Source organism: Clostridium sp. HMP27 (assembly GCF_000765165.1).
In the GTDB taxonomy this organism is placed as follows: domain Bacteria; phylum Bacillota; class Clostridia; order Clostridiales; family Clostridiaceae; genus Clostridium_AK.
In genome coordinates this window covers 1-22,132 of record NZ_JMFY01000038.1, presented here as the reverse complement: position 1 = coordinate 22,132, position 22,132 = coordinate 1, and the positions used below count along the sequence as shown (strand labels likewise).

The following is a 22,132-nucleotide window of genomic DNA, read 5'->3' as shown; positions in this document are numbered from 1 at the left end:
CTCCTATTATTCTCCTTGAGCCATTTATACTAATTGTTCATTATAATTTGTTTTGCTTTCAATATGGAAGTTGCGCTCATAGAAAATTCATCAAGTCCATATTCAACAAGAATTGGTATCATATCTTCGTCTCCCGCTGCCTCTCCACACATTCCACACCATTTTCCTTCTTTATGCGCTGCTTCTATTGTCATCTTTATCAATCTTAAAACTGCAGGATGTTTCGGATTATATAAATATGAAACTTTTTCATTCATTCTATCAGCAGCTAAAGTGTATTGAATTAAGTCATTAGTTCCTATACTGAAGAAGTCAACATGCTTTGCAAGCTCATCTGAATAAATAGCTGCAGCAGGTATTTCTACCATTATTCCAACTTCTAGCCCTTCATTAAAATTCTTTCCTTCTTTTCTTAGCTCATCCATACATTCTTTAAGTAATTCTTTTGCATCTACGAATTCTTCTAATGAAGCTATCATTGGGAACATTATTTTTATGTTACCAAAGGCGGATGCTCTAAGTAATGCTCTCAATTGTATCTTAAATATATCTTTTCTATCTAAGCAAAGTCTTATAGCTCTATAGCCTAAGAATGGATTCATTTCATTTGGTAGTGGTAAGTATGGTAATTTTTTATCCCCCCCTATATCAAGTGTTCTTATAACCACTGGTTTACCTTCTGTTTTCTCAGCAACATATTTATATGATTCAAATTGTTCTTCTTCCGATGGCATATCATTTCTATCCATATATAAGAATTCTGTTCTAAATAATCCTACGCCATCTCCTCCATTTTCTAGTACTTGATGGATATCTTCTGCCTTACCTATATTTCCTGCAACTTCTACGTGCTTTCCAGCCTTAGTGACGGTTACTACATTTATCAGCTTTTTAAGTTCTTCTTTTTCTTTCTCATAAGTTTCTTTTTTCTTTCTATATTCCAGTATAGTATCTTCATTTGGATTAATTAAAACTACTCCCTGGTATCCATCTACAATTACTATATCCCCGTTCTTAACGCTTTCAGTTATATCATTTAGACCTAGAACAGCAGGAATTTCTAAAGTTCTTGCCATTATTGCACTGTGTGATGTTCTTCCACCTATATTGGTTATAAATCCAATAACTTTACTTCTATCAAGACTAGCAGTATCAGAAGGAGTTAAATCATGGGCTACAATTACTGTGTTTTCCTTTAAATCCTCTAATGTATTTTCTCCCCTTCCTGCCAAATTAGATAATATTCTATTTCCAACGTCTTTTATATCTGCTGCTCTTTCCCTCATATATTCATCTTCCATGGCAGCAAAAATCTCCATATACATTTCTATAACATCACTTAAAGCCTTTTCAGCATTTATCTTGCTTGACTCTATATTCATAACAACAGCTCCGGTAAATTCTGGATCGTCCAAAAGCATAATATGACTTTCAAAAACTGCTGCTTTGTCACTTCCTAGTTCCTTTTCTGCTTTTTCTTTTATCTTTGTTAATTGCTCTTTTGAACTTTCTATAGCATTTTGAAATCTGCTTTTTTCTTCCTCTAAATCTTCTATAACTCTTTCTACTATAGAAATTTCCCTATTTTCTTTTATAAATACTTGACCTATAGCATATCCATTAGATGCAGCTATTCCTTTTTTCATTACTTTGCCTCCTCGTATATTTATTACAACCTCTATTTTCATTGATCTATCTTGCATATGTATTAGTTTTGCATGCATATTATCAATCTATGGTTAGTATTTACGAAAAATCAATAATTAAAACAAGGCAAAGCTTTTTAAGAAAGAGGTAGATGCTTTTTGCTTAACTAGTCTTTCTTCCTTACTATTAAAAGGTGAATATTTTAGGAGATAAAATTATGGTTAAACGCGAAGTTGTACTTTCAAGAATAAATAAATTAAATGAATATAAGCATGAATGATATTTTTAACGTTGAACACAAGCAGGGAGTTTGCATTGTAGAAAACATTGAGTAAGCATTAAAAGGTCTTTATTTCTGAAGTAAAAATATCGTTAATAACCTTCTATTGTCTGACCAGAGGGAGTTTAGAAGGTTTAGATATTTTTACTTCAGGAATATTAGACCTTTTTTGCGAAATGAACGTTTTCATAAATGCAAATTCTCTGTGGGATGTTCAACATTAAAAATTGATTAACTGTATAACATTTATTACAGGAACTTCGTAAGGGTGAACCTTTTTTATTGTTTCCACTGCTTGTTTTGCCACCTCTATAAGACAACAAAATTCCACTTTACACTCCTCTTCACAGGAAAGCTCTCCTACTTCTCCTTCAAATGGATTTGCGCCTTTAAGCGACCTCCAATATCCTGTTACCTTTGAAATTGCCATACAGTTATCATAATTTCCTCCGATGCTTAATGCTGCAATTTCGTTTAAGGCTTCCCTTAACTTATCTACATATTCCTTTGGAATGAAGGTTTCTATTTTTACCACGCTGATATCCATAATATATACTTCCTTTCTCAATTAATATAATTTCTTATTTCATTTTAATATATTATTTGCATTTATCCTATTTATAGTAATTCACATCTTTCTGCCTACTATTAAAAATCAAATATCTAATATTTTACACTTAAAATATGTCACCTTATGCTAGTTAACTTAATATAATAAGTAAGAGAACTTTTTTTGGAGGAAATAATGCAACCTAGAACTGATAAAAGCCTTTTTGGCACAGACATAAATGAATTTAGTCAAGGTGTAAATTTTCAAGTATTAGCTAGAACTGTAGACTTTTTATATCTTAGAGCGTCAGGCTCTGGCAGCGGATTTTTTAGGATAGATAGGAAGTTCTTTGAATTTGCAAAAGGTGCTAGACAATTTGGAATCCCCGTTGGCGCATATCATTATGCACTTCCAAATTATGATTTAAGAACTGCCGAACTCCAGGCTACTGATTTTGCAAATACCTTAGAAGCAGCCTTTGGTGAAAATGATTATGGGGATTTATTTCCTGTAGTTGACGTAGAAACCCCTATTGATGGGTCTATACCTACTTCTGTTTTACTTAACTGGGTAGATAGATTTAGAAAAACCTTTGAAAGATTGACTAGAAGAAAACTTATGATCTATACAGGTGCTTTTTTTATTGAAATTTATAATAATTTCTATATTCCTGGACGTGGATTTATACTTAAGGATATGCCCTTATGGATAGCAATGTATACAAGCATTCCAGGAAATCCTCCAATTCCTAGAGATGCTGGTGGATGGACTAGATGGAGGATTTGGCAGTATACAGAAGACGGAAGAATTAATGGAGTAGATAATCCTGTGGATCTAAACTGGGGCCCTGATAGCATAGACCTTTTAAGACCTCCTGTACCAGTTTCTGGGCTTCGCGCAACTATGGATAGCAAAAATATTTATGTTTCATGGGATAAGAATCCTGACATAGACTTAAATGGATATAACTTATTTGCAAATGCAAATTATATAACTACTTTAAGTAAAAATGCTACATCCTATGTAATTCCTTTAAGCAGAGTAAGGATTAGACCTGACAGGGCTATCGAAGTTGCCATAGAAGCCTTTGACGTAGATGGAGATTTTTCAACTAGAAGAACTAGCGTAACAGTACCTCAAAATAGATATGCTGGTGACAATCTTACACGAGGAGACTATGATCTGTTTTTAAATTACCCAGATAAATTTGACTACCCTATTGATTAATAATATAGACATTTTAAGGTAATGTTGAATGGGCCGTATGAGATTTACATTTAAGAAAGCGTTCGTTTCGTAAAAAAGGTCTAATATTTCTGCCCTTAAAATATCTAAACCTTCTAAACTCGCTTTGCTCACACAGTAGAAGGTTCTTAACGATATTTTAAGTTCAGAAATAGAGACCTTTTAATACTTACTCAATGCTTTCTACAATGTAAATCCCATACTATAATTCAACATTAAAAATATCACTGAAACTGCTAAAGGAAGAAATTTCACCTTAGTGAAATTTCAATAAAAATTAATTGTTATCAACAAACTCGCTTGGTATCATTTCTAAGAACCTACTTGGCTTTTTGCCACCATTTCTTGAAGCACTCAAATATAAATTTTTTTTAGCGCGAGTCATGGCTACATAAAAGGTTCTTGCCTCTTCTCTTAAGTCACCAGACTTTACTGATTGGTAACTTGGAAATATCATTTCTTGGAGTCCTGCCAGAAATACATGATCAAACTCTGCTCCCTTAGCTTGATGCACTGTTATAATTGGAATTTTAGGCCTCTTTGAAGTTATGCTTTCTATTTCAGTATTTGAAAGAGCTGTAAGTTTTAAAAATTCTGCTAAAGCCTCCATTGGTGCCATTATTTCATTATCTCCCTCTTTAGCTATGAGGTAAAGATTCCTTACGTTTTCAATTCTTTGAGGCTCTTTACTATATACATCCTTTATTCCTGAAATATTTACTATGTGTGTAATGATATCAAAGGTTCTTGCAATCTTTGCTTCTTCCCTTAAATCATTAATATCATCGCACAGCTCCATAAACCTTTCACTATATCTACTATAAAATTCTTCTCTTTCATCTAAAATAGGTAAAAGCTTATCTGTTAAGATGTTTAAAAGTACATCTTTAGTTGCAAGTACATCATCTATAGCATTATGGCTAGATTTTACTTCCGTATCAAATAAATTACTTAAGGTTTCAAGCTTATGATTTTTAAGTCTTGGATAAAATCTTCTGCTTAAGTCCAATGTATCAAAATAAGTTATGAATTCTGCATATCCTAATCCTAACCTTTTAAGCTCGCTACTAAAAATATTTATGTCATAGGATACATTATGTCCAAGTACAATTCTATCCTGCACATATTCTTTAAATTCTCTTAAAACCTTTTCTTTAGGTTCCCCATTTTCCCTTAAAAAGTCATCACTAAATCCATGAACATCATAGGAAGTTCCAACGCCTTTTGTAGGTGTTAAAAACCTTTCAAATTTATCTAGTATCTTACCTTCATCATTTATCCTCACTGCAGATATTTGAATTATTTCATCCTTTTCAGTATCCACTCCCGTGCTTTCCACATCAAATATAACTACATTTCCCTCACTTAGGCCATCCAAAAGTGGTCTGTAGGGATCTCCATAGTCTAGTGTAAAGCTATTTATAAAATCTGTAAGCCTAATCCCCAGCGCCTTAGCATCCTTACTTTCTATTTCTTCTATGCTCTTATCTCCTACCCCTTTTACAAATCTTTTAATTATTCTTCTAAGACTTGTATAGTCAAAGGGATTTTTAATTAACTTCAAATAAGAAAGTATATCCTTAATTTCTTGTCGTCTAAAAAATTTAAAATCATCCACAAGCAAAAACTCTAACCTTTTTTCCTTTGGACTGCTTGCATTAATCATAGTAAAAATGGAACTTAAGTCCTTAGCTGTTCTATTTCCTCTGGTAAGTATTGCAATTTTTTTTACATCCTGCTGTTTAAGATCGCTTATATTATGAAAAATCCACTTAGCTTCTTCATTAAAATCTGAAGCAATTTTAAGTTTAATTTTATCTCCTGTAAAACTTACTTTAGATTCTATGCCATCTTTATATATTTCACTTACTTCTTCATTAAAAGCATTTTTTAAAAATCCATAGGAAGCATCTAAAAGTGTTTCGCTGCTTCTATAGTTTTCATCGAAAGCAACAAATGTAGGGATGTAATCTTCTTTAAATTTCTTAAGTATAATCTCTGGATTAGATCCTCGCCAAGCATATATGGTTTGAAACTTATCACCACACATCAAAATGTTATTTCCATTAAACAATTTACAAATGATATTATATTCCAGCTCACTTGTATCCTGAACTTCATCTATATGTAAATACTTAAATTTTTTTCTCCATTTTTCTACTATCTTTTCCTGTAAAAATAGTTCATTGCAGTTCAATAAAAGATCATCAAAATCCACTGCATGTCTTTCTGAAAGTCTTCCATTATAAGCTTCTATAAATTTAGCCCCATAGGTTTCAATATACTTTACCATATCGAGTCTTACCTTATAGTTATTATCTACACATATGGATTTTATCTTTTCTATTTCATATTTATATAATGAAGCTATTATTTCCTCATAAGTGCCTTGTTTATAAATAGCCTTTTTTTCTTTAACTTCTCTTATAAAGGATTGAATAGAATTTACAGGGAATTTATTTATATTAAACTCCCCTATTACTTCCTTTGTGTCCTCTTCATCATATATTATAAAATCAGAAGGTATATCTGTATGTTCCTTTGCCTCTTCTTTTATTATATCAAAGCAAAAACTATGAAAGGTTTTTATTTTTACGCTTTGCCCAATCTTTCCAAGCATTTCACTTATTTTTTCTGTCATTTCCCTGCATGCTCTATTTGTAAAGGTTAAGCATAATACTTCTTCTGCCTCTGCCCTTTTTTTCTCTAATATATTTGCAATTCTTAGACATAATGTTCTGGTTTTTCCCGTCCCTGCTGAAGCCAATAGCAGTACATTTTTATCTAATTCCTGTACTATTGAAAGTTGCTTTTCATTACAGCTAGCTAGCTCATTATTAAAATTCAGCACAGTACCCTCCATATTATTAGTTAGTATCTTTTGCCTAGTTTAAGTTTTACTCCCGTTTTTAAATCTTGTAAATAATCTCTTATCTGAACATCTTCCCTTAATATATGGCTTTCTATCCATTTACATACAAACTCTAGAAGTTCTAAGATTGATCCTTGTTGATTTGCATCTATTGCCTTTAAGTCTAAATTATTAATCTTTTGTATAAACTTATAATGCATGTCTTTTTGCTCATCATATTTAGGATATTCATAAAGCTTCATTATTTTTTCTTCATTATTAAAATGATATACAGTGTAACTTTTAAGTTCTTCTATAAGATCCATTATTTTATCATAGTAATCAATATAATTATCATTTTTAGCTAAAGCATATATTTGACTTCCTATTTCAAAAAGCCTTTTATGCTCCTTATCTATTGCATTAACTCCAGTGTCATATTGTTCTTTCCATTCAAACACATTTATCTCCTCCTTTTCATTTAATAATTAGTCTTTAAACTAAACTAACTAAGTATTATATATACTAAACTGTCTTCCTAACAATAAGTTCTGTTTCAAAGTATATCTGATTTTTATCTATAGGATTTCCCAGGATTAAATCTATAAGCATTTTACAGGATTCCCTTCCCATTAAATATATTGGTTGTGCTAAGGTTGTAAGTTCTGGCTCAAAAAAACTTGCTAAGGTTATATTATCAAATCCCATTACACTTATATCTTCGGGTATTCTTATACCTTTCTTTATAAGGTATTTTATGCCTGCACAAGCCATTATATCATTGCTATAAAATATAGCATCTACATTTTCATTTTTACTTAATATCTCTTCTGTAGCTTTTATTCCACCTTCAATAGTAAAGTCTCCTTGTGCCACTAAAGCTTCATCATAGAATCCTTTTAGATCCATACACTCCCTGTATCCTAAAAACCTTTCTTCAGAGGTCTTTAATCCATAAGGTCCCTTTACAAAGGCTATTTTTTTCTTTCCTTTATTATATAAATACTCCATTCCTCTTCGTATTCCTTCTTTGTTTAAAACATACACTCCGTAATGTTCTTCTTCAAGTTCTATATGTCTGTCCACCACTACAAAGGGAATATTATTATCTTTTAATACTTTTATACTTTGATATCCTTCTCCACCTGAAATAAGTATAACGCCATCCACAAGCTTACTTATAAGAAGCTGCGTATATCTATTTTCTTTTTCTTCCTCATTGTCTGTATTGCAGAATATTACATTATACCCTAAGCTCCCTGCCCCATCTTCTATTGCCCTTGCAATTTCAGAAAAGAATGGGTTTGTTATATCTGGTAAAATTATTCCTATAGTATTTGTTCTCTTTGTGCTTAAGCTTCTTGCAACAGAATTAGGAATATAATTATATTTGTTTGCTATTTCCCATACCCTATTTTTAGTTTCCTCACTTATGTTTGTTTCTCTATTATTTAAAACCATGGATACAGTGGTCTTAGATACCTTAGCCATTTCAGCTATATCCTTCATTGTAATTTTCTTCATAAAAACCCCTCTTGTTCTAGTTAATAGTTAAAAATTAATAGTTACTAGTTATGGTAAACCCCTGAATAAATTTATAGATTCTAATTTATTTTATAACACAATAAGCCATTTGTACAAATTAATTACACCATATAGTATAAAAATATATAATCTTCTATATCGTAAAAAGGTACTAGGAATTAGGACTTAGGGTTTAGGACTGGATGAAAGTTTCCATATAAAAACTTTCTACATTTCCTATCTCCTTATTCCTAGAACCTAGTACCTCCACTAGTTGCTAAATTATTTCTTTTCTACAATTTTTAAATCTACTGGTATTTCTTTTGCCACGTTTTCTTTGTTTATAACTTTAACTGCATTTTCAATAGCCATAGTTCCCATTAGATCTGGCTGTTGTGCAATTGTAGCTGCCATTTCTCCAGCTTCCACTGCTTTTATAGCATCTGCTGTTCCATCAAATCCTACAACTAAAGCCTTTTTACCCTTTAATGCCTTTAAAGCACCTAATGCCATCTCATCATTGTGAGCAAATATAGCGTCAAAGTTTGGAGTAGCCTGTATTATGTTTTCCATAACACTTAATCCTTTTTGTCTATCAAAATCTGCTGGCTGGCTTGATACAACCTTAACTCCAGCTTTATTGTCTACTCCCTTGTGGAATCCTGTACCTCTATCTCTTGTTGCAGAAGCACCTGGTATTCCTTGAAGTTCAACTATGTTTGCTTTTCCACCTAATTTATTTAGTATAAATTCTGCTGCCATTTGTCCGCCCTTAACATTATCAGAAGCTATATGAGTTGCTACAGTTCCACCATTTGACTTTCTATCTACAGTAAGTACTGGAATTTCTGCATCATTTGCAACTTTTATAGCATTTACTACTGCATCACTATCTGTTGGGTTAACAATTATTGCTGCAACTCCCTGCTGTACTAAATCTTCAATATTAGATCTTTCTTTTGCTGCTTCATTTTGAGAATCTAAAACAACTAATTCATATCCAAGTTCCTTAGCCTTCTTTTCAGCGCCTTCCTTCATAGATACAAAGAAAGGATTGTTTAAAGTTGATATTGCAAGACCAATTTTCTTACTATCTTTTTTCTGTCCTGCTTGCTGTCCACAGCCTGTAAGTCCTCCTAGCATAAGTATTCCTGTTAGAGCAAGTGAAAGCATTTTTACCTTTGTTCTTTTCATTTTAAACTCCTCCATTTATTTATTTTTTAATTATTTTTTACTTCTCTTATCAAGTAATATAGCAAATAATATTACTGCACCTTTTACGATAGACTGATAATATGGAGAAACATTCATAAGATTTAATCCATTATTTAAAACCCCTATTATCATAGCACCTATTAAAGTTCCTGTTATAGAACCTTCTCCACCTGAAAGGCTTGTTCCTCCAAGTACTACTGCTGCTATTGCATCTAATTCAAAACCTGCTCCAGCATTCGGTGAAGCAGAACCTACTCTGCTGGTAACTATAACTCCTGCAAGTGCTGCAGTAATTCCACTTATTACATATACTAGTGTTTTCACTTTGTCAGTATTTATACCTGAAAGCCTTGCTGAATCTTCGTTTCCGCCTAGTGCGTATACATATCTTCCGTATCTTGTTTGAGTTAAAATGTACCAAGCTATTATAAACACTAAAAATATTATAAGAACCGGCATTGGAATTCCTGCTATTTTTTTATTTCCTATGTTTATGAAGTTTCCAGAAATCCCTGATATCGGAGTACCATTAGTGTATACATAAGTTGCTCCTCTAAATATTGTCATACTAGCTAATGTAACGATAAATGCCTGCATTTTACCCTTTGAAACAAATACACCGTTAAAAAGTCCTATTATAGCTCCTAAAACAATTGCTATTAAGAGTGGAACTAATATTCCACCACCCGCTCCTTTAGCAAAAGTTGCTGCTATTGCTCCTGCAAGTGCCAAAGTTGATCCTACAGAAAGGTCAATTCCTCCAGTAAGTATTACAAAAGACATTCCTATTGCAAGTATTGCATTAACAGAAACCTGAGTTAATACGTTTAATATATTATTTATATTTAAAAATCTTGGAGTTGCAATTGATATAATCACACAAAGAACTATTAATCCAAGTAATGATTTAAACTTCAAAAGCGTGCTCTTTACATCCTTATTCATCAGTTCTTCCCCTTTCCTTTTCACTAATCATTAGTTATTAACAACTGATTACTCTTTAATTCCTACTGCATATTTCATTATGCTTTCCTGGGTTGCATCCCTGCGGCTTAGTTCTCCTGTAACTCTTCCTTCGCTCATTACAATAACTCTATCACTTACACCAAGTATTTCTGCCATATCTGAAGAAATCATAATTATTGCTTTTCCTTCTTTTTTAAGCTCATTTAAAACTTCATAAATTTCTTTTTTAGCACCTACATCTATACCCTTTGTAGGTTCATCCACTATAAGTAAGTTAGGTGATAGCATGATCCATTTTGCAATTATTGCCTTTTGTTGATTACCACCACTTAAATTTTTCATCATTTGAGCATGAGAAGGAGTTTTTACTGAAAGTTTTTCTATATATTCCTTAATTTCTCTAAGCTCTTCCTTAGTGTCTATTCTCTTAAATGTATTTTCATACTTTTTAAGGTTGCTTAATGTCATGTTTGTTCCAACAGTCATATTAAGCACTAATCCTTCTTTCTTTCTATCCTCAGAAAGATATGCTACTCCATGTGTTATAGCATCTTTGGGAGAATTTATATTAACCTTTTCTCCATTTATATATACTTCACCTGAAGTTTTTCTGTATTCTCCAAATATAGTTTTTGCAGTCTCAGTTCTACCAGATCCCATAAGCCCTGCAAACCCTACTATTTCTCCAGCTTTAACTTCAAAAGAAACATCTTTTACTTTATTTTTGTAACTTAAGTTCTCAACCTTTAAAACTACATTTCCCTTTTTTTCTTCTCTATAAGGAAATTGCTCTTCAAGTTTTCTTCCTACCATCATAGCAATAAGGCTGTCCTTATCTACGTCCTTTACCATTGCCTCTCCAACATACTGTCCATCTCTTAAAACTGTTACTCTATTACATATTGCAAATATTTCATCCATTCTATGAGATATATATATTACTGCTATTCCTTCACTTCTTAACTTTTCTATAACTTCAAATAGCTTTTCTGTCTCCACATCTGTAAGTGCAGTAGTTGGCTCATCCATAATTATTATTTTAGAATTCTTGGATACAGCCTTTATTATCTCTATCATCTGCATTTCACCTACAGTTAAGTCGGATGTCATAGTACTTGGATCTGTAGTAAATCCAATTCTACTTAAAAGCTCTTTGCTCTTTTCTATCATATATTTCTTGTCTAATTTTCTAAAAATACCATTATATTTTTCATTTCCCAAAAATATATTTTCATATATAGTAAGATTCGGAAGTAAGCTTAATTCTTGATGTATTATAGATACACCTAAAGCTTCAGCATCTTTTATGCCTGTTACATTTACTTCTTTACCTTCTATAAAAACTTTTCCTTCATCTTTTGTGTATACACCACTTAAAATCTTCATAAGCGTGGATTTACCTGCCCCATTTTCACCTAAAAGAGCCATTACTTCTCCACCATAAGCTTTTAAGTTTACATTTTGAAGGGCTTTTACCCCTGGAAACGATTTTGATATATTTTGCATTTCCAATAGAGGTGTCTTATTTTCCATAATCATTTCCCCCTTTAAAAAACTACGCCAGATTTTAAAATTATGTTGGCATATGGTGTCTGCTCTCCTGTCCTAACTACTGCCTTACATTTTTTTAAGTTTTCCTTTAACTCTTCATGACTTATCCATGTAATTTTTGCGTTTCCTATTTCCTTTGCTATACCTTCATAAACTTCAGGGCTAGCATCTTTTACTTCTCTTGCAATTTCAACTTCCTCTATTTCAAGTTCAGTTAAAATTGCCTTCAATGTATCTATGAATGTTGGTAAATTCTTTATAACCGCTAAATCTATTCTTTCAACTGAGTTAGGTATCGGAAGACCTGCATCTCCTATGGCAATACTATCTGTATGACCCATTTGAGATATAACTCTTGATATTTCGCTGTTTAATAATGGGGTCTTTTTCATCAGTGTTCCTCCCATATCTAATAATAATTAAGCTTTCATTACTTCTTCAAGTGTAGGTAGTGAGGTTTGAGCTCCTTTTCTTTGTACTACTATTGAAGAAACCTTATTTGCAAAAGTTACTGCTTTTATCAAAACTGCATAGTTTAAGCTTTCCTCATCACAAAGTTTTGTTGCCACACCACCTATAAAACTATCTCCTGCTGCAGTTGTATCTATAGCCTTAACCTTATGAGCTGGAACTATACAAAATTCATCCCTTGAAATAAGTGCTGCTCCTCTTTCCCCTAAAGTTATTAATACAAATTTAACTCCCTTATCTAAAAAAGTTTTAGCAGCTTCCTTTATTGTATCTTCACTATCCACTTTTATTCCTGTAAGTTCGTATGCTTCCGTTTCATTTGGAGCAATTATATCTGTATATTTTAAAAGTTCTTCCGGAACCTTTCTTGCTGGCGCTGGATTCAATATAGTTATAACTCCATTTTCCTTTGCCATTTTAAATGCTTCTATACTTACTTCAACTGGTGTTTCAAATTGAGTTATAAGCACCTTTGAATTTATTATAGCTTTTACTGATTTTTTAATATCCTCACTAGTTATAGCCATATTTGATCCAGAAACTACTATAATTGAGTTATTTCCTTCATCATCTACAGGTATTATCGCCATTCCTGTAGGTTCTTTTTCATCTGTATATAAATATTCTAAGTTTACATCATCATTTTTAAGAGCTTCAACTAGGCTGTTGCCATTGTCATCGTTTCCAACTTTGCCTACCATATATACGTTAGCTCCAAGTCTTCTTGCTGCTACTGCCTGATTAGCACCCTTACCCCCTGGAATTTTATCAAATCCCTTAGCAAGTATTGTCTCTCCGCTTCTAACCATTCTTTCAACTTTAAGCACTATGTCCATATTAAGACTTCCCAGTACACAAATACTATTTTTCATTAAGTATTCACCCACCTAACCATACTTAACCGATTTACTAAACCGGTTTACTAAATTATATAATATTATATATTCAATGTCAACGTTTTACATAACATATTTTTTTTGAATTATATCAATGTGCTATACTACTTGTACTTACCAGTACAATATTATGCTATACTTTGACTTAAATTTAACAACTTATTTATGAATATATTAACAAACTTTATTGTTCCCAAGAAAAGGATAATTAAACATTAAGAAATGATAAATATAAAAAAGCACATAATCTCAACTATAGATTAGTGCTTTTTCATTTTAATTATATAATACAACCTTTGCTTCTATGTTTTTCTTAGTAATTTCAAGAAGCACATAGGAGTACCATCTCTCCTTAAATTTTTTAGTTGGAGATCCTGGATTTATTAGAAGTATCTTTTTTTTAGTCTTTATAATGGGCTGATGGCTATGTCCAAATATAATTATATCTACCTTATCTTTTTCAAATTCATTGTATGCCCTATCCATGGTACTTTCCCCAGAACCATGACCATGATAAAGTCCAATTTTATAACCCTCTATGTTTATTATTTCACTTTGCTTAAGTTCTTCTGTAAGTTTTCCCTTATCATTATTCCCGTAAACTGCAATAACCTTTTTATACTTTTGCATTTTATGAAGCACCTCAATTGAGGTAAAGTCCCCCAAATGAATAATTAAATCCACATCAGAAAAGTATCTCTTTATCATCTCTTCTATTTTTTCAGGATGCTTACTCAAATGGGTATCCGCTGTTACCCCTATCTTCATTTAAACACCGCCCTATAATTTTGTTACCATAACATAATATGATATTTATTAGAATTGAGGTACTGATTAACAGGAGTTTGATGAATTTTTCTGGTTAAAAGAAATTCTGTACGAACAGAATTTCCTCCTTCAGTAGTCACTAACCATGTTTTAATGTTGAATTATAGTATGCAATTTGCATCGTAGAAAGCATTGAACAAGCATTAAAAAGTCTTTATTTCTAAATTTGAAAAATCCGTTAAAAACCTTCTACTGTTTGAGCTTTAGCGAGTTTAGAAGGTTTAGGAGTTTTCAACTTTAGAAATATTAGACTTTTTACGAAGTGCATCGCTTTCCTAGATGCAAATTTCATGCCTCACACCATTAAACATCAAAAATTAAAACGCTTCATATATAACTTTTAGTGCTTTTTCAAAGTCTCCATTTTCAACCCCTATAATTATATTTATTTCACTGGAGCCCTGAGTAATCATTCTAACATTTACATCACTTTCATATAACGCATTAAATAACTTTGCTGAAATTCCTGCATTTCTTTTCATAACCTTACCTACAACAGCAATTAACGCCATATCCCCATGAACTTCTATAAAATCAGGCTTACATTTAAATCTTATTTCTTCTAATATTTCCTCAAGCTTTCCATTTAGCTCTGAATTAGAAACTATTACAGATACGTTATCTATTCCTGAAGGCATATGTTCAAATGCCATATTATGATCTTCAAGGATAGAAAGTACCCTTCTACAATATCCCTTTTCAGCATTCATCATTGTCTTTTCAATTGTTATTACAGTAAAGTCCTTTTTACCTGCTACCCCTGTAATAGTATTGTATGTATTTTCAAAGTTATCATCACTAACTATAAGAGTTCCCTTATCTCCAGGCCTATTTGTATTCTTTATATTTATAGGTATTCCAGCTTCCCTTACTGGAAATACAGCTTCTTCATGAAGCACTGTAGCTCCCATATAAGAAAGCTCTCTTAATTCCTTATAAGTTATTTTTTCTATATTTCTTGGATTATCTACTATTCTTGGATCTGCCATTAAGAATCCTGAAACATCTGTCCAGTTTTCATATAAAGCCGCATTAACTCCTCTTGATATTATAGATCCTGTTATATCCGAACCGCCCCTTGAAAATGTCTTTATATCTCCATTTTCTAAGGCACCATAGAATCCCGGTATTACTGCTGCCGGAGTTCCTGATAACTTTTCACTTACTCTTTTAAAGGTAACTTCTAAGTCAAGTACTCCTTTTTCATTAAAGTATATCAATTCCTTAGGATCAACAAAAGGAATGTTTAAATAGGCTGCAAGTATAAGTCCGTTTAGATATTCTCCCCTGCTCGCAGTATAATCTTTACTTGCCCCATTTTTAACCTTTTCTCTTACTATATTAAGTTCACTTTTTATATCTAAATCTAGATTTAATTCTTCTACAAGCCCCATGTATCTTTCTTCAATTATATTAAATACTTCCTCAAAGGAAATGTTTTGCTCAACATGAGCATGACAAAGATATAATAAATCAGTTATCTTATAGTCTTCCTTAAATCTTTTTCCCGGCGCTGAAGGAACTATGTACTTTCTTCTTGAATCCTCCATTACAATTGACTTTACCTTTTTAAATTGTTCACTATCCGCTAAAGAACTGCCACCAAATTTTGCTACAATAATTTCATTCATAAAAAAGCCCCCTATTTCATTAGTTTTTTTGTCAAATAATTATCAATTTTTGCCCCTTAATTTAATAAATTAGTGCAATAAATTCACAAGTTATTAAATTAATAAAATTATATTACTTTCACATAAAGTTTTCAATTGTTAATTCTAGTCTAAAAAGGAATTTGCCACGTTTTTAATGTGAACTGCTGCCAGAGGAAATTTCGCCAAAGCGAAATTTTTTCCTTTAGTCAGGTAAGTCTAAATGATACTTTTAATGTTGAGCATAGAGTATGGGTTCTGCATTGTAGAAAGCATTGAGCAAGCATTAGAAGTTCTTTATTTTAGAACTTAAATCACCGTTAAGAACTTTTTACTGTCTGAGCTATAGCGAGTTTAAAAAGTTTAGGTGATTCAAGTTCTGAAATATTAGAGCTTTTTTGCATAGCGAACCGCTTTCCTAAATGCAGAACCCATACGGTACGTTCAACATTAAAAATGTGATATTTTTTCTAGTCTTCGTCTAAATAAATTCCATACATACGATGTTTTTTACATTTGTCATGTTTATCACATTTCTTATCATCTTTATCATAAATATCTTTCATATTTTGCATATTTTTCATACCACAGCTACACTTCTTATCCTTAACCTTATCTTTTTCTTTTTTATGGCATTTGTCTTCATAATCATCATAACAGCCACTCATGTCATATATATCCCTTATATCTGGCATCATTGGGCACATTTCATGTTCCATATCCTGCATTCCCATCATTGGATGCATTCCACATGGCATGCAGCACATCATCATCATTGGGCACATTCCATGGTGCATATCATGCATACCCTGCATCATTGGGCACATTCCGTTATGCATATCATGCATCCCATGCATCATTGGGCACATTCCGTTGTGCATGTCATGCATACCCATCATTTGACACATTGGCTTACCTGTCTGTGCTCCTTGTAATCCGTGCATTGGGCAATGCATCATTGGGCTTTCCATATCATTCATATCATAAATATCTTTCATTCCAGTCATGTTATTCATATTATTCATATCATACATGTCTTTCATTCCAGTCATGTTATTCATATCATCCATGTCATATATGTCTTTCATTCCAGTCATATTATTCATATCATCCATGTCATATACGTCTTTCATTCCAGTCATATTATTCATATCATCCATATCATATATGTCTTTCATTCCAGTCATATTATTCATGTCGTCCATGTCGTAAACATCTTTCATTCCAGCTACGTTATCTGTATCACCTATGTCCTTAATATTGTAAATATCATCCATGTTATTCATACCTAAGTCATATTTACTCTTATTTATTTCGTTATCATCCCTGTACATTTCTTGATAAGACCTACTCCTCATATTTCTTTTCACATTTACACCCCTATTTTTAAAATGTTACGTTATATAATATGAAGAGTTTTTTAAAAATGTGCTAATAGACTTTAAATTTTCTTTATCATTTCCAATATCACTTTATCTTTTAAGCTATTATTTAATCCTCTAATATATTTATGTAAGTTAATATCCTTTTCCTTATATGCATTAATAAGTTTTGATATTATAATCTCTATATTTTCATCATTATTAACTGGATTAATCTTTTCAATCTTATTATTTAATACTATGATGTTTTCTTCTACACTTTGAGATGTTATATTTAAAAGCTCCTCTTTAATCTCTTCATTTACTACCTTAATTTTATTTTCCTTAAGCCATTTCAAAGTAATCTTAGGAAGCTCCATATTTATAGCTACTTTAGCTTCCTCGTCAGCAATTTCATTATAAAGATCGCCCGTATGGCTATCTACCTTTACAAAAATTACTTTAAGATTATGATTTGTCATAAGACTATTCATTGTATTGTAATATTCCTCGGATGATTTGTCTCTTCTTTCCCAGTATCCTGTTGCATGATGGGAAATCCCTTCATAATCATGAAGAATTACGATTTCTTTATATCCCTTTTCTACTGCATATTCCACTGCTCTAACTGAAGCCTTGAGCTCTCCTGCAATTTGCCTTAAAGCCTTTTTAGAATCATCCTCCGGTGCTCCATTTTCTATATACTCTATCACATTATCATGAACCACTACTAGTCCATACCCAAATTTACCTGTAGATATATTAAAACTTCCATCCACATATGCATGAGGTATATCTAAAGGATAGGAATCCTCACCCTTTTTTAAGAGTTTTTTTGTGTCGGTTAAAAAACCTTTAGCTTCTGCCATGGATTCAAAGCTTTTATATTTAGCGCCCTTAACACCCTTAACATATTTTAAGCATTCAGCCCAAGTACCTACTATTAAATCTTCTATCTTTCTATTTCTTTCAAAATCATATCCCTCTTTAATTGCATAAACTTTCTTCCCCATATGTTCCTCCTTTTAAGATAATGTTGAATTTTCAGTATTAAAAATGTCACTTATAGCCTACTAATAGATAAAATTCAGTTACCTGAATTTCTATCAAAATTGTTGTTTATGAATTATTATATATTATTCACAACCAATCACTAAAATCTAGAAACTGGTTACTGGTTACTAGCTTTCTTATCACTTACTATCATTACTATATTCTTTATAATAGCATATATTGGTACTATTGCAAAAGCAGTAAATGGTCCCCCTATAGCTATTGCTCCTATTACCAGAAATATATCAGTTAAAGGATGTATGTTCATACTTTTAGCCATTACTAACGGTACTACAACTCTTCCCTTTAAAGTTTGAACAATGACAAATAAAACTATAAGCTTTAAAAACATAGGAAATCCCATTCCTATTGCTATAACCACAGGAATTATCATTGAAATAAAAAAACCTACAAAGGGTATAAATGCAAGTATAAATGTTATGGTTGAAAGAAGCAGTGCATTGGGCATTCCTATAATTTTATAACCTAAAAATATCATACTGGCTAGTGACAATGCTACCTTTGCTTGGCCCGTGACATAATGACTAAGTATGGTATCACTTTCAGACAATATTTCACTTGAAACCTTTTTATACCTTATAGGTATTATCCTTAAAATCTTATATTTAAGCTTATCTCCATCCTTAAGCATATAAAACACTATAACTACAATAAGAAATACTGTGGAAAAAGCATTCATAAAATATCCTATAACTTTCATAAAATTATATCCTATTTGCTGAATGTAATTTGTAGCAGAAGCTGCTATTAATGCATATATTTTGCCTACATTTATAAAACTGTTTATCCAACTCATAAACCCATCAATTTGCTTTTTATTATTTAAAATTGTCCACATCTGTCTTTTAAGTTGTTCGAATTGTCCATAGGCATATTTACTAAAATAAGATAACAATCCACTTAAAATAAATGTAAATATTATCAATGAAAGCAAACTTGCTTTCCCCCGAGTAAGTCCCTTTTTTATAAAAATATTATTTAGAGGCCTTATTATATAAAATAGCAGTGCTGAAATAAACAGAGGAATTAAAAATGCCTTCGCTATAGTTACCATAAGCTTATGAATAATGCTTAGTCTTCCTAATAAAATAAAGGCTAGAATTCCTAAATTTATTATTACCAATATTTGAATTATTTGAGTTTTAGTTTTTATAATAATCACCCCTATTTTTTACTTCAAAATTAGTATTGGCTATTCTCCTTACCCCTATACCTTGAATTGAAACTCTAATATCTTTTCTATAGATTCCAGAAATAAATTGATGATTATTGATAAAAATATCCTATCTTATTTTTGCGATACACTATATTCAAATATTAAAAATAAATTTACTTTTTGAGTTAGCTATTTGTTGGACTATATGGTATAATCTTCAATATTATAAGAATTTTTTACAAAAGAGGGTTGTCAACATGAGAAAAAAAGCAATGAAACAATCTACACTCAATCGCATTTTAAGCACTATTGCAATCGTCCTTGCAATTTTATTAATTAGCGGTGGTGTACTTATTAGGATGGCATTTAAAACAGAACAAGCTATACAAAGTAAAAGGATGGAGCTCAAAGACTTAGGAAGTAAATTTGGGGATGCAACTGATTATCTATCATCAGAAGCAAGAAGTTATGTTCAATTTGGTGAAAAGGAACATTACGATAACTACATGAGAGAATTAAACCAAACTAAATCTATGGAAAATGCAAAAGAAAATTTAATAAAACTTGATATACCTAAGGAACAGCTAAGTTTACTTGAAAAAGCTAAGACATCATCTGATGCATTAAGGCAAATAGAGCAAGAAGCAGTTAAGGCAGTTGCACAAAAGGACTTTAATAAAGCACGTCAATTAATGTTCGATTCTAATTATGATACTGAATCAAATGCTTTAACAGATGCGCTAACAAGATTCGAAAATAGCATAGATGACAAGTCAGCCAAAGAGCTAAAAATAGCTGAAGCAGTGCTAGCTAGATATATAATACTTTTAATGATTTTAACCTTTGCTCTGATTGCATCTACTTTAGCTAACGTGTACGTTTATACAACTAAACTTATAAACCCTATTAAAAAGTTAAGAGATATTTTAATTGAAGTATCTAAAGGAGACTTTTCTGTAGATGTCAATCTTCCTGTAAACGAATCTGAAATTGGAGAACTTACAGGGGCAGTTAAGCAAACTGTGGATAATGTTTCATCCATACTTGAGTCTTTTAAGGAAACTTCTAAAAACATAGATGAAAAATCACTTTCCTTAGCTGCAATATCTGAAGAAATGACATCAGTATCAGAAAATGTAGCAAGTGCAATACAAGACGTAGCTGAAGGTACAGGCTCTCAAGCACAAGATTTGGTCTCTATCACATCTATTTTAAATCAATTTGGAGAAAAGCTTGAAAAAATTGTTCAGGATATATTAGATGTTGATGTAGCCTCCAAAAACTTTAATGCTATGGCAAGCGATAGTAATGATAATATGAATTTCTTATCTGATTCAGTAAGAAATGTAGGATCTTCTTTTAACGATTTTGCTTTAAAAATATCAACACTTGGACAAGATATACATAAAATAAATGAAATAACAAGTATTATAAATGGAATTGCAGACCAAACAAATTTACTAGCGCTAAATGCCTCTATTGAAGCAGCTCGTGCTGGAGAAGCTGGTCGTGGATTTGCTGTAGTTGCAGATGAGATAAGAAAACTTGCAGAGCAAACAAAGGTTTCATCAGATAATATAAACTCACTGGTAAGCAATATATCAAATAGCTCCAATACAATTTTAAGTACTACTGATACCATGGACGGCGAATTAAAAAATCAAGTTAGTGTTATAAAAAGCACCATGGATTCATTCCAAGATATATTACAGGGTATAGAAAGATTAGCTCCTAAAATTCAACAAATAACTAATTCTGTTGAAGAAATAAATAAAGACAAGGATGTTATACTAGAAAAGGTGGAGGCTTCTTCTTCCGTTGCTCAAGAAATATCTGCATCTTCTGAAGAAATCTCAGCTTCAACTGAAGAAATGAACGGTTCCTCTCTAGATGTTGCAAACACTGCACAAAACTTAACTGAAATGACAAGCAAGGTACTAGATGAGATTACTAAATTTAAAACCAAGGAACAAGTACATGCTTCATAAATAAGGATATTACGACATTTTTAATGTTAAATCTTCCGTATAGGTTCTGCATAATTAATTAGCACATCTCAGTTTGCTGAGATGTGCTAATTTATAACGAAATCAGAGATTTCTATAAATCATGCAACCGTTCACTGAATTTCTTCCTTCAGCAGTTTTCTTGAAGATATTTTTATTCTTCTATAATTTCAGACGCGTAAATTTTCCATTGTCCATTTACTTTCTTAAAAGTTGCTATCATAGTATATAATTCTTCTTCCGCAACATCTTCTCCTGTTTCTGGATCTTTGTATGTTATCTTATCATTTTCTACAGCCTTAACTTTTGCTTCCTTAGTGGTCATTGATATCATATCTATAGACTCATAGATTGCTTCAATATTTACTTGTTCCTCAGCTAAAGCTGCAAAAACTTCTGTATATACATCTCTAGTATCTTTATATCCAGGAGCACTTGGATCTATCTCAGCCATATACATTTCAATATCCCTAAGCTTTACAGCTTCAGCAAGATTATTAAGAACCCCCTTCATATCTGAAAACTCTTTATCCAAATCCATTACTACAAATTGTTGCACATTATCACTAAGTGAACCTGTTCCACCTAATAAATAATAATTTTCAAGTGCCTTTTCATCAAACTTTAATTGCTGTTTATATAAATTAGACTCATCTGCAAGAACCATTGGAGCGTTTAACTTAACAGCTAATTGGCTTCCTGATAATGCATCTGCAAATCCCTTACCTGATGCTAGTACAATATTTTTTGTATCTAAATCAAACTCATTAAATATGCTCATTGAAGTTTCATATCTAGTACTTCCACCTAGTCTAACTATTTCTACCGAAGGAAGCATAGCCTTAATTTCATTTACAACTGC

The 22,132-nt window shown here is 31.8% G+C and carries 18 protein-coding genes; 2 read left to right on the top strand and 16 right to left on the bottom strand.

Annotation, left to right across the window (positions count from 1 at the left end):
• Positions 1-29: 29 nt before the first annotated feature.
• Positions 30-1,646 carry a phosphoenolpyruvate--protein phosphotransferase gene (gene ptsP / locus DP68_RS15880; RefSeq protein ID WP_035311282.1) on the bottom strand — a complete coding sequence of 539 codons (1,617 nt, stop codon included), beginning with the start codon at positions 1,644-1,646 and terminating at the stop codon, positions 30-32.
• 501 nt (positions 1,647-2,147) lie between these two features.
• Positions 2,148-2,474, bottom strand: a complete 327-nt coding sequence (locus DP68_RS15875) for a cytochrome c biogenesis protein (protein WP_035311279.1) — start codon at positions 2,472-2,474, stop codon at positions 2,148-2,150.
• A gap of 198 nt (positions 2,475-2,672) precedes the next feature.
• Between DP68_RS15875 and DP68_RS15870 the strand changes: the two genes are divergently transcribed.
• On the top strand, positions 2,673-3,704 hold the full coding sequence (locus tag DP68_RS15870) for a glycoside hydrolase family 25 protein (protein ID WP_081957279.1): 1,032 nt from the start codon (positions 2,673-2,675) through the stop codon (positions 3,702-3,704).
• A gap of 295 nt (positions 3,705-3,999) precedes the next feature.
• Here the strand turns inward: DP68_RS15870 and DP68_RS15865 are convergent, their stop codons facing one another.
• The 13 genes from DP68_RS15865 to DP68_RS15805 all read right to left on the bottom strand — a co-directional run bounded on the left by DP68_RS15865 (position 4,000) and on the right by DP68_RS15805 (position 19,270).
• The gene (locus tag DP68_RS15865; protein ID WP_291549810.1) at positions 4,000-6,573 is read right to left on the bottom strand and encodes a 3'-5' exonuclease; all 2,574 of its coding nucleotides are present in this window, start codon (positions 6,571-6,573) and stop codon (positions 4,000-4,002) included.
• Between the two features lie 20 nt (positions 6,574-6,593).
• Positions 6,594-7,034: a hemerythrin family protein gene (locus tag DP68_RS15860; protein ID WP_035311277.1), complete on the bottom strand. Its 441-nt coding sequence runs from the start codon at positions 7,032-7,034 to the stop codon at positions 6,594-6,596.
• Between the two features lie 64 nt (positions 7,035-7,098).
• Positions 7,099-8,097, bottom strand: a complete 999-nt coding sequence (locus tag DP68_RS15855; RefSeq protein ID WP_035311276.1) for a LacI family DNA-binding transcriptional regulator — start codon at positions 8,095-8,097, stop codon at positions 7,099-7,101.
• 282 nt (positions 8,098-8,379) lie between these two features.
• Positions 8,380-9,291, bottom strand: coding sequence for a ribose ABC transporter substrate-binding protein RbsB (gene rbsB / locus DP68_RS15850; RefSeq protein ID WP_035311274.1), 912 nt, complete (start codon positions 9,289-9,291; stop codon positions 8,380-8,382).
• Between the two features lie 30 nt (positions 9,292-9,321).
• Positions 9,322-10,257: a ribose ABC transporter permease gene (locus DP68_RS15845; protein ID WP_035311272.1), complete on the bottom strand. Its 936-nt coding sequence runs from the start codon at positions 10,255-10,257 to the stop codon at positions 9,322-9,324.
• Positions 10,258-10,305: 48 nt separating this feature from the next.
• Positions 10,306-11,811 (bottom strand): sugar ABC transporter ATP-binding protein, encoded by a 1,506-nt coding sequence (locus tag DP68_RS15840; RefSeq protein WP_035311271.1) that lies wholly within the window; start codon positions 11,809-11,811, stop codon positions 10,306-10,308.
• A gap of 14 nt (positions 11,812-11,825) precedes the next feature.
• Positions 11,826-12,221 carry a D-ribose pyranase gene (gene rbsD, locus DP68_RS15835; RefSeq protein WP_035311269.1) on the bottom strand — a complete coding sequence of 132 codons (396 nt, stop codon included), beginning with the start codon at positions 12,219-12,221 and terminating at the stop codon, positions 11,826-11,828.
• A gap of 27 nt (positions 12,222-12,248) precedes the next feature.
• The gene (gene rbsK / locus DP68_RS15830) at positions 12,249-13,172 is read right to left on the bottom strand and encodes a ribokinase (protein WP_035311267.1); all 924 of its coding nucleotides are present in this window, start codon (positions 13,170-13,172) and stop codon (positions 12,249-12,251) included.
• A 300-nt stretch (positions 13,173-13,472) separates the two neighbouring features.
• Positions 13,473-13,964 carry a metallophosphoesterase family protein gene (locus tag DP68_RS15825; protein WP_035311266.1) on the bottom strand — a complete coding sequence of 164 codons (492 nt, stop codon included), beginning with the start codon at positions 13,962-13,964 and terminating at the stop codon, positions 13,473-13,475.
• Positions 13,965-14,341: 377 nt separating this feature from the next.
• On the bottom strand, positions 14,342-15,655 hold the full coding sequence (locus DP68_RS15820) for an aspartate kinase (protein WP_035311263.1): 1,314 nt from the start codon (positions 15,653-15,655) through the stop codon (positions 14,342-14,344).
• 488 nt (positions 15,656-16,143) lie between these two features.
• Positions 16,144-17,043 carry a hypothetical protein gene (locus DP68_RS15815; RefSeq protein WP_035311261.1) on the bottom strand — a complete coding sequence of 300 codons (900 nt, stop codon included), beginning with the start codon at positions 17,041-17,043 and terminating at the stop codon, positions 16,144-16,146.
• Positions 17,044-17,114: 71 nt separating this feature from the next.
• Positions 17,115-18,047, bottom strand: coding sequence for a ribonuclease H family protein (locus tag DP68_RS15810; protein ID WP_035311259.1), 933 nt, complete (start codon positions 18,045-18,047; stop codon positions 17,115-17,117).
• Between the two features lie 158 nt (positions 18,048-18,205).
• On the bottom strand, positions 18,206-19,270 hold the full coding sequence (locus DP68_RS15805; RefSeq protein ID WP_035311256.1) for an AI-2E family transporter: 1,065 nt from the start codon (positions 19,268-19,270) through the stop codon (positions 18,206-18,208).
• A gap of 251 nt (positions 19,271-19,521) precedes the next feature.
• Here DP68_RS15805 and DP68_RS15800 point away from each other — a divergent pair, with 251 nt between their 5' ends.
• Complete coding sequence (locus tag DP68_RS15800; RefSeq protein WP_052085851.1) at positions 19,522-21,252, top strand: methyl-accepting chemotaxis protein; 1,731 nt, start codon at positions 19,522-19,524, stop codon at positions 21,250-21,252.
• Between the two features lie 172 nt (positions 21,253-21,424).
• Here DP68_RS15800 and DP68_RS15795 read toward each other — a convergent pair.
• The coding region (locus DP68_RS15795) for a cell wall-binding repeat-containing protein (RefSeq protein WP_035311254.1) at positions 21,425-22,132 on the bottom strand (708 nt) is incomplete at its 5' end.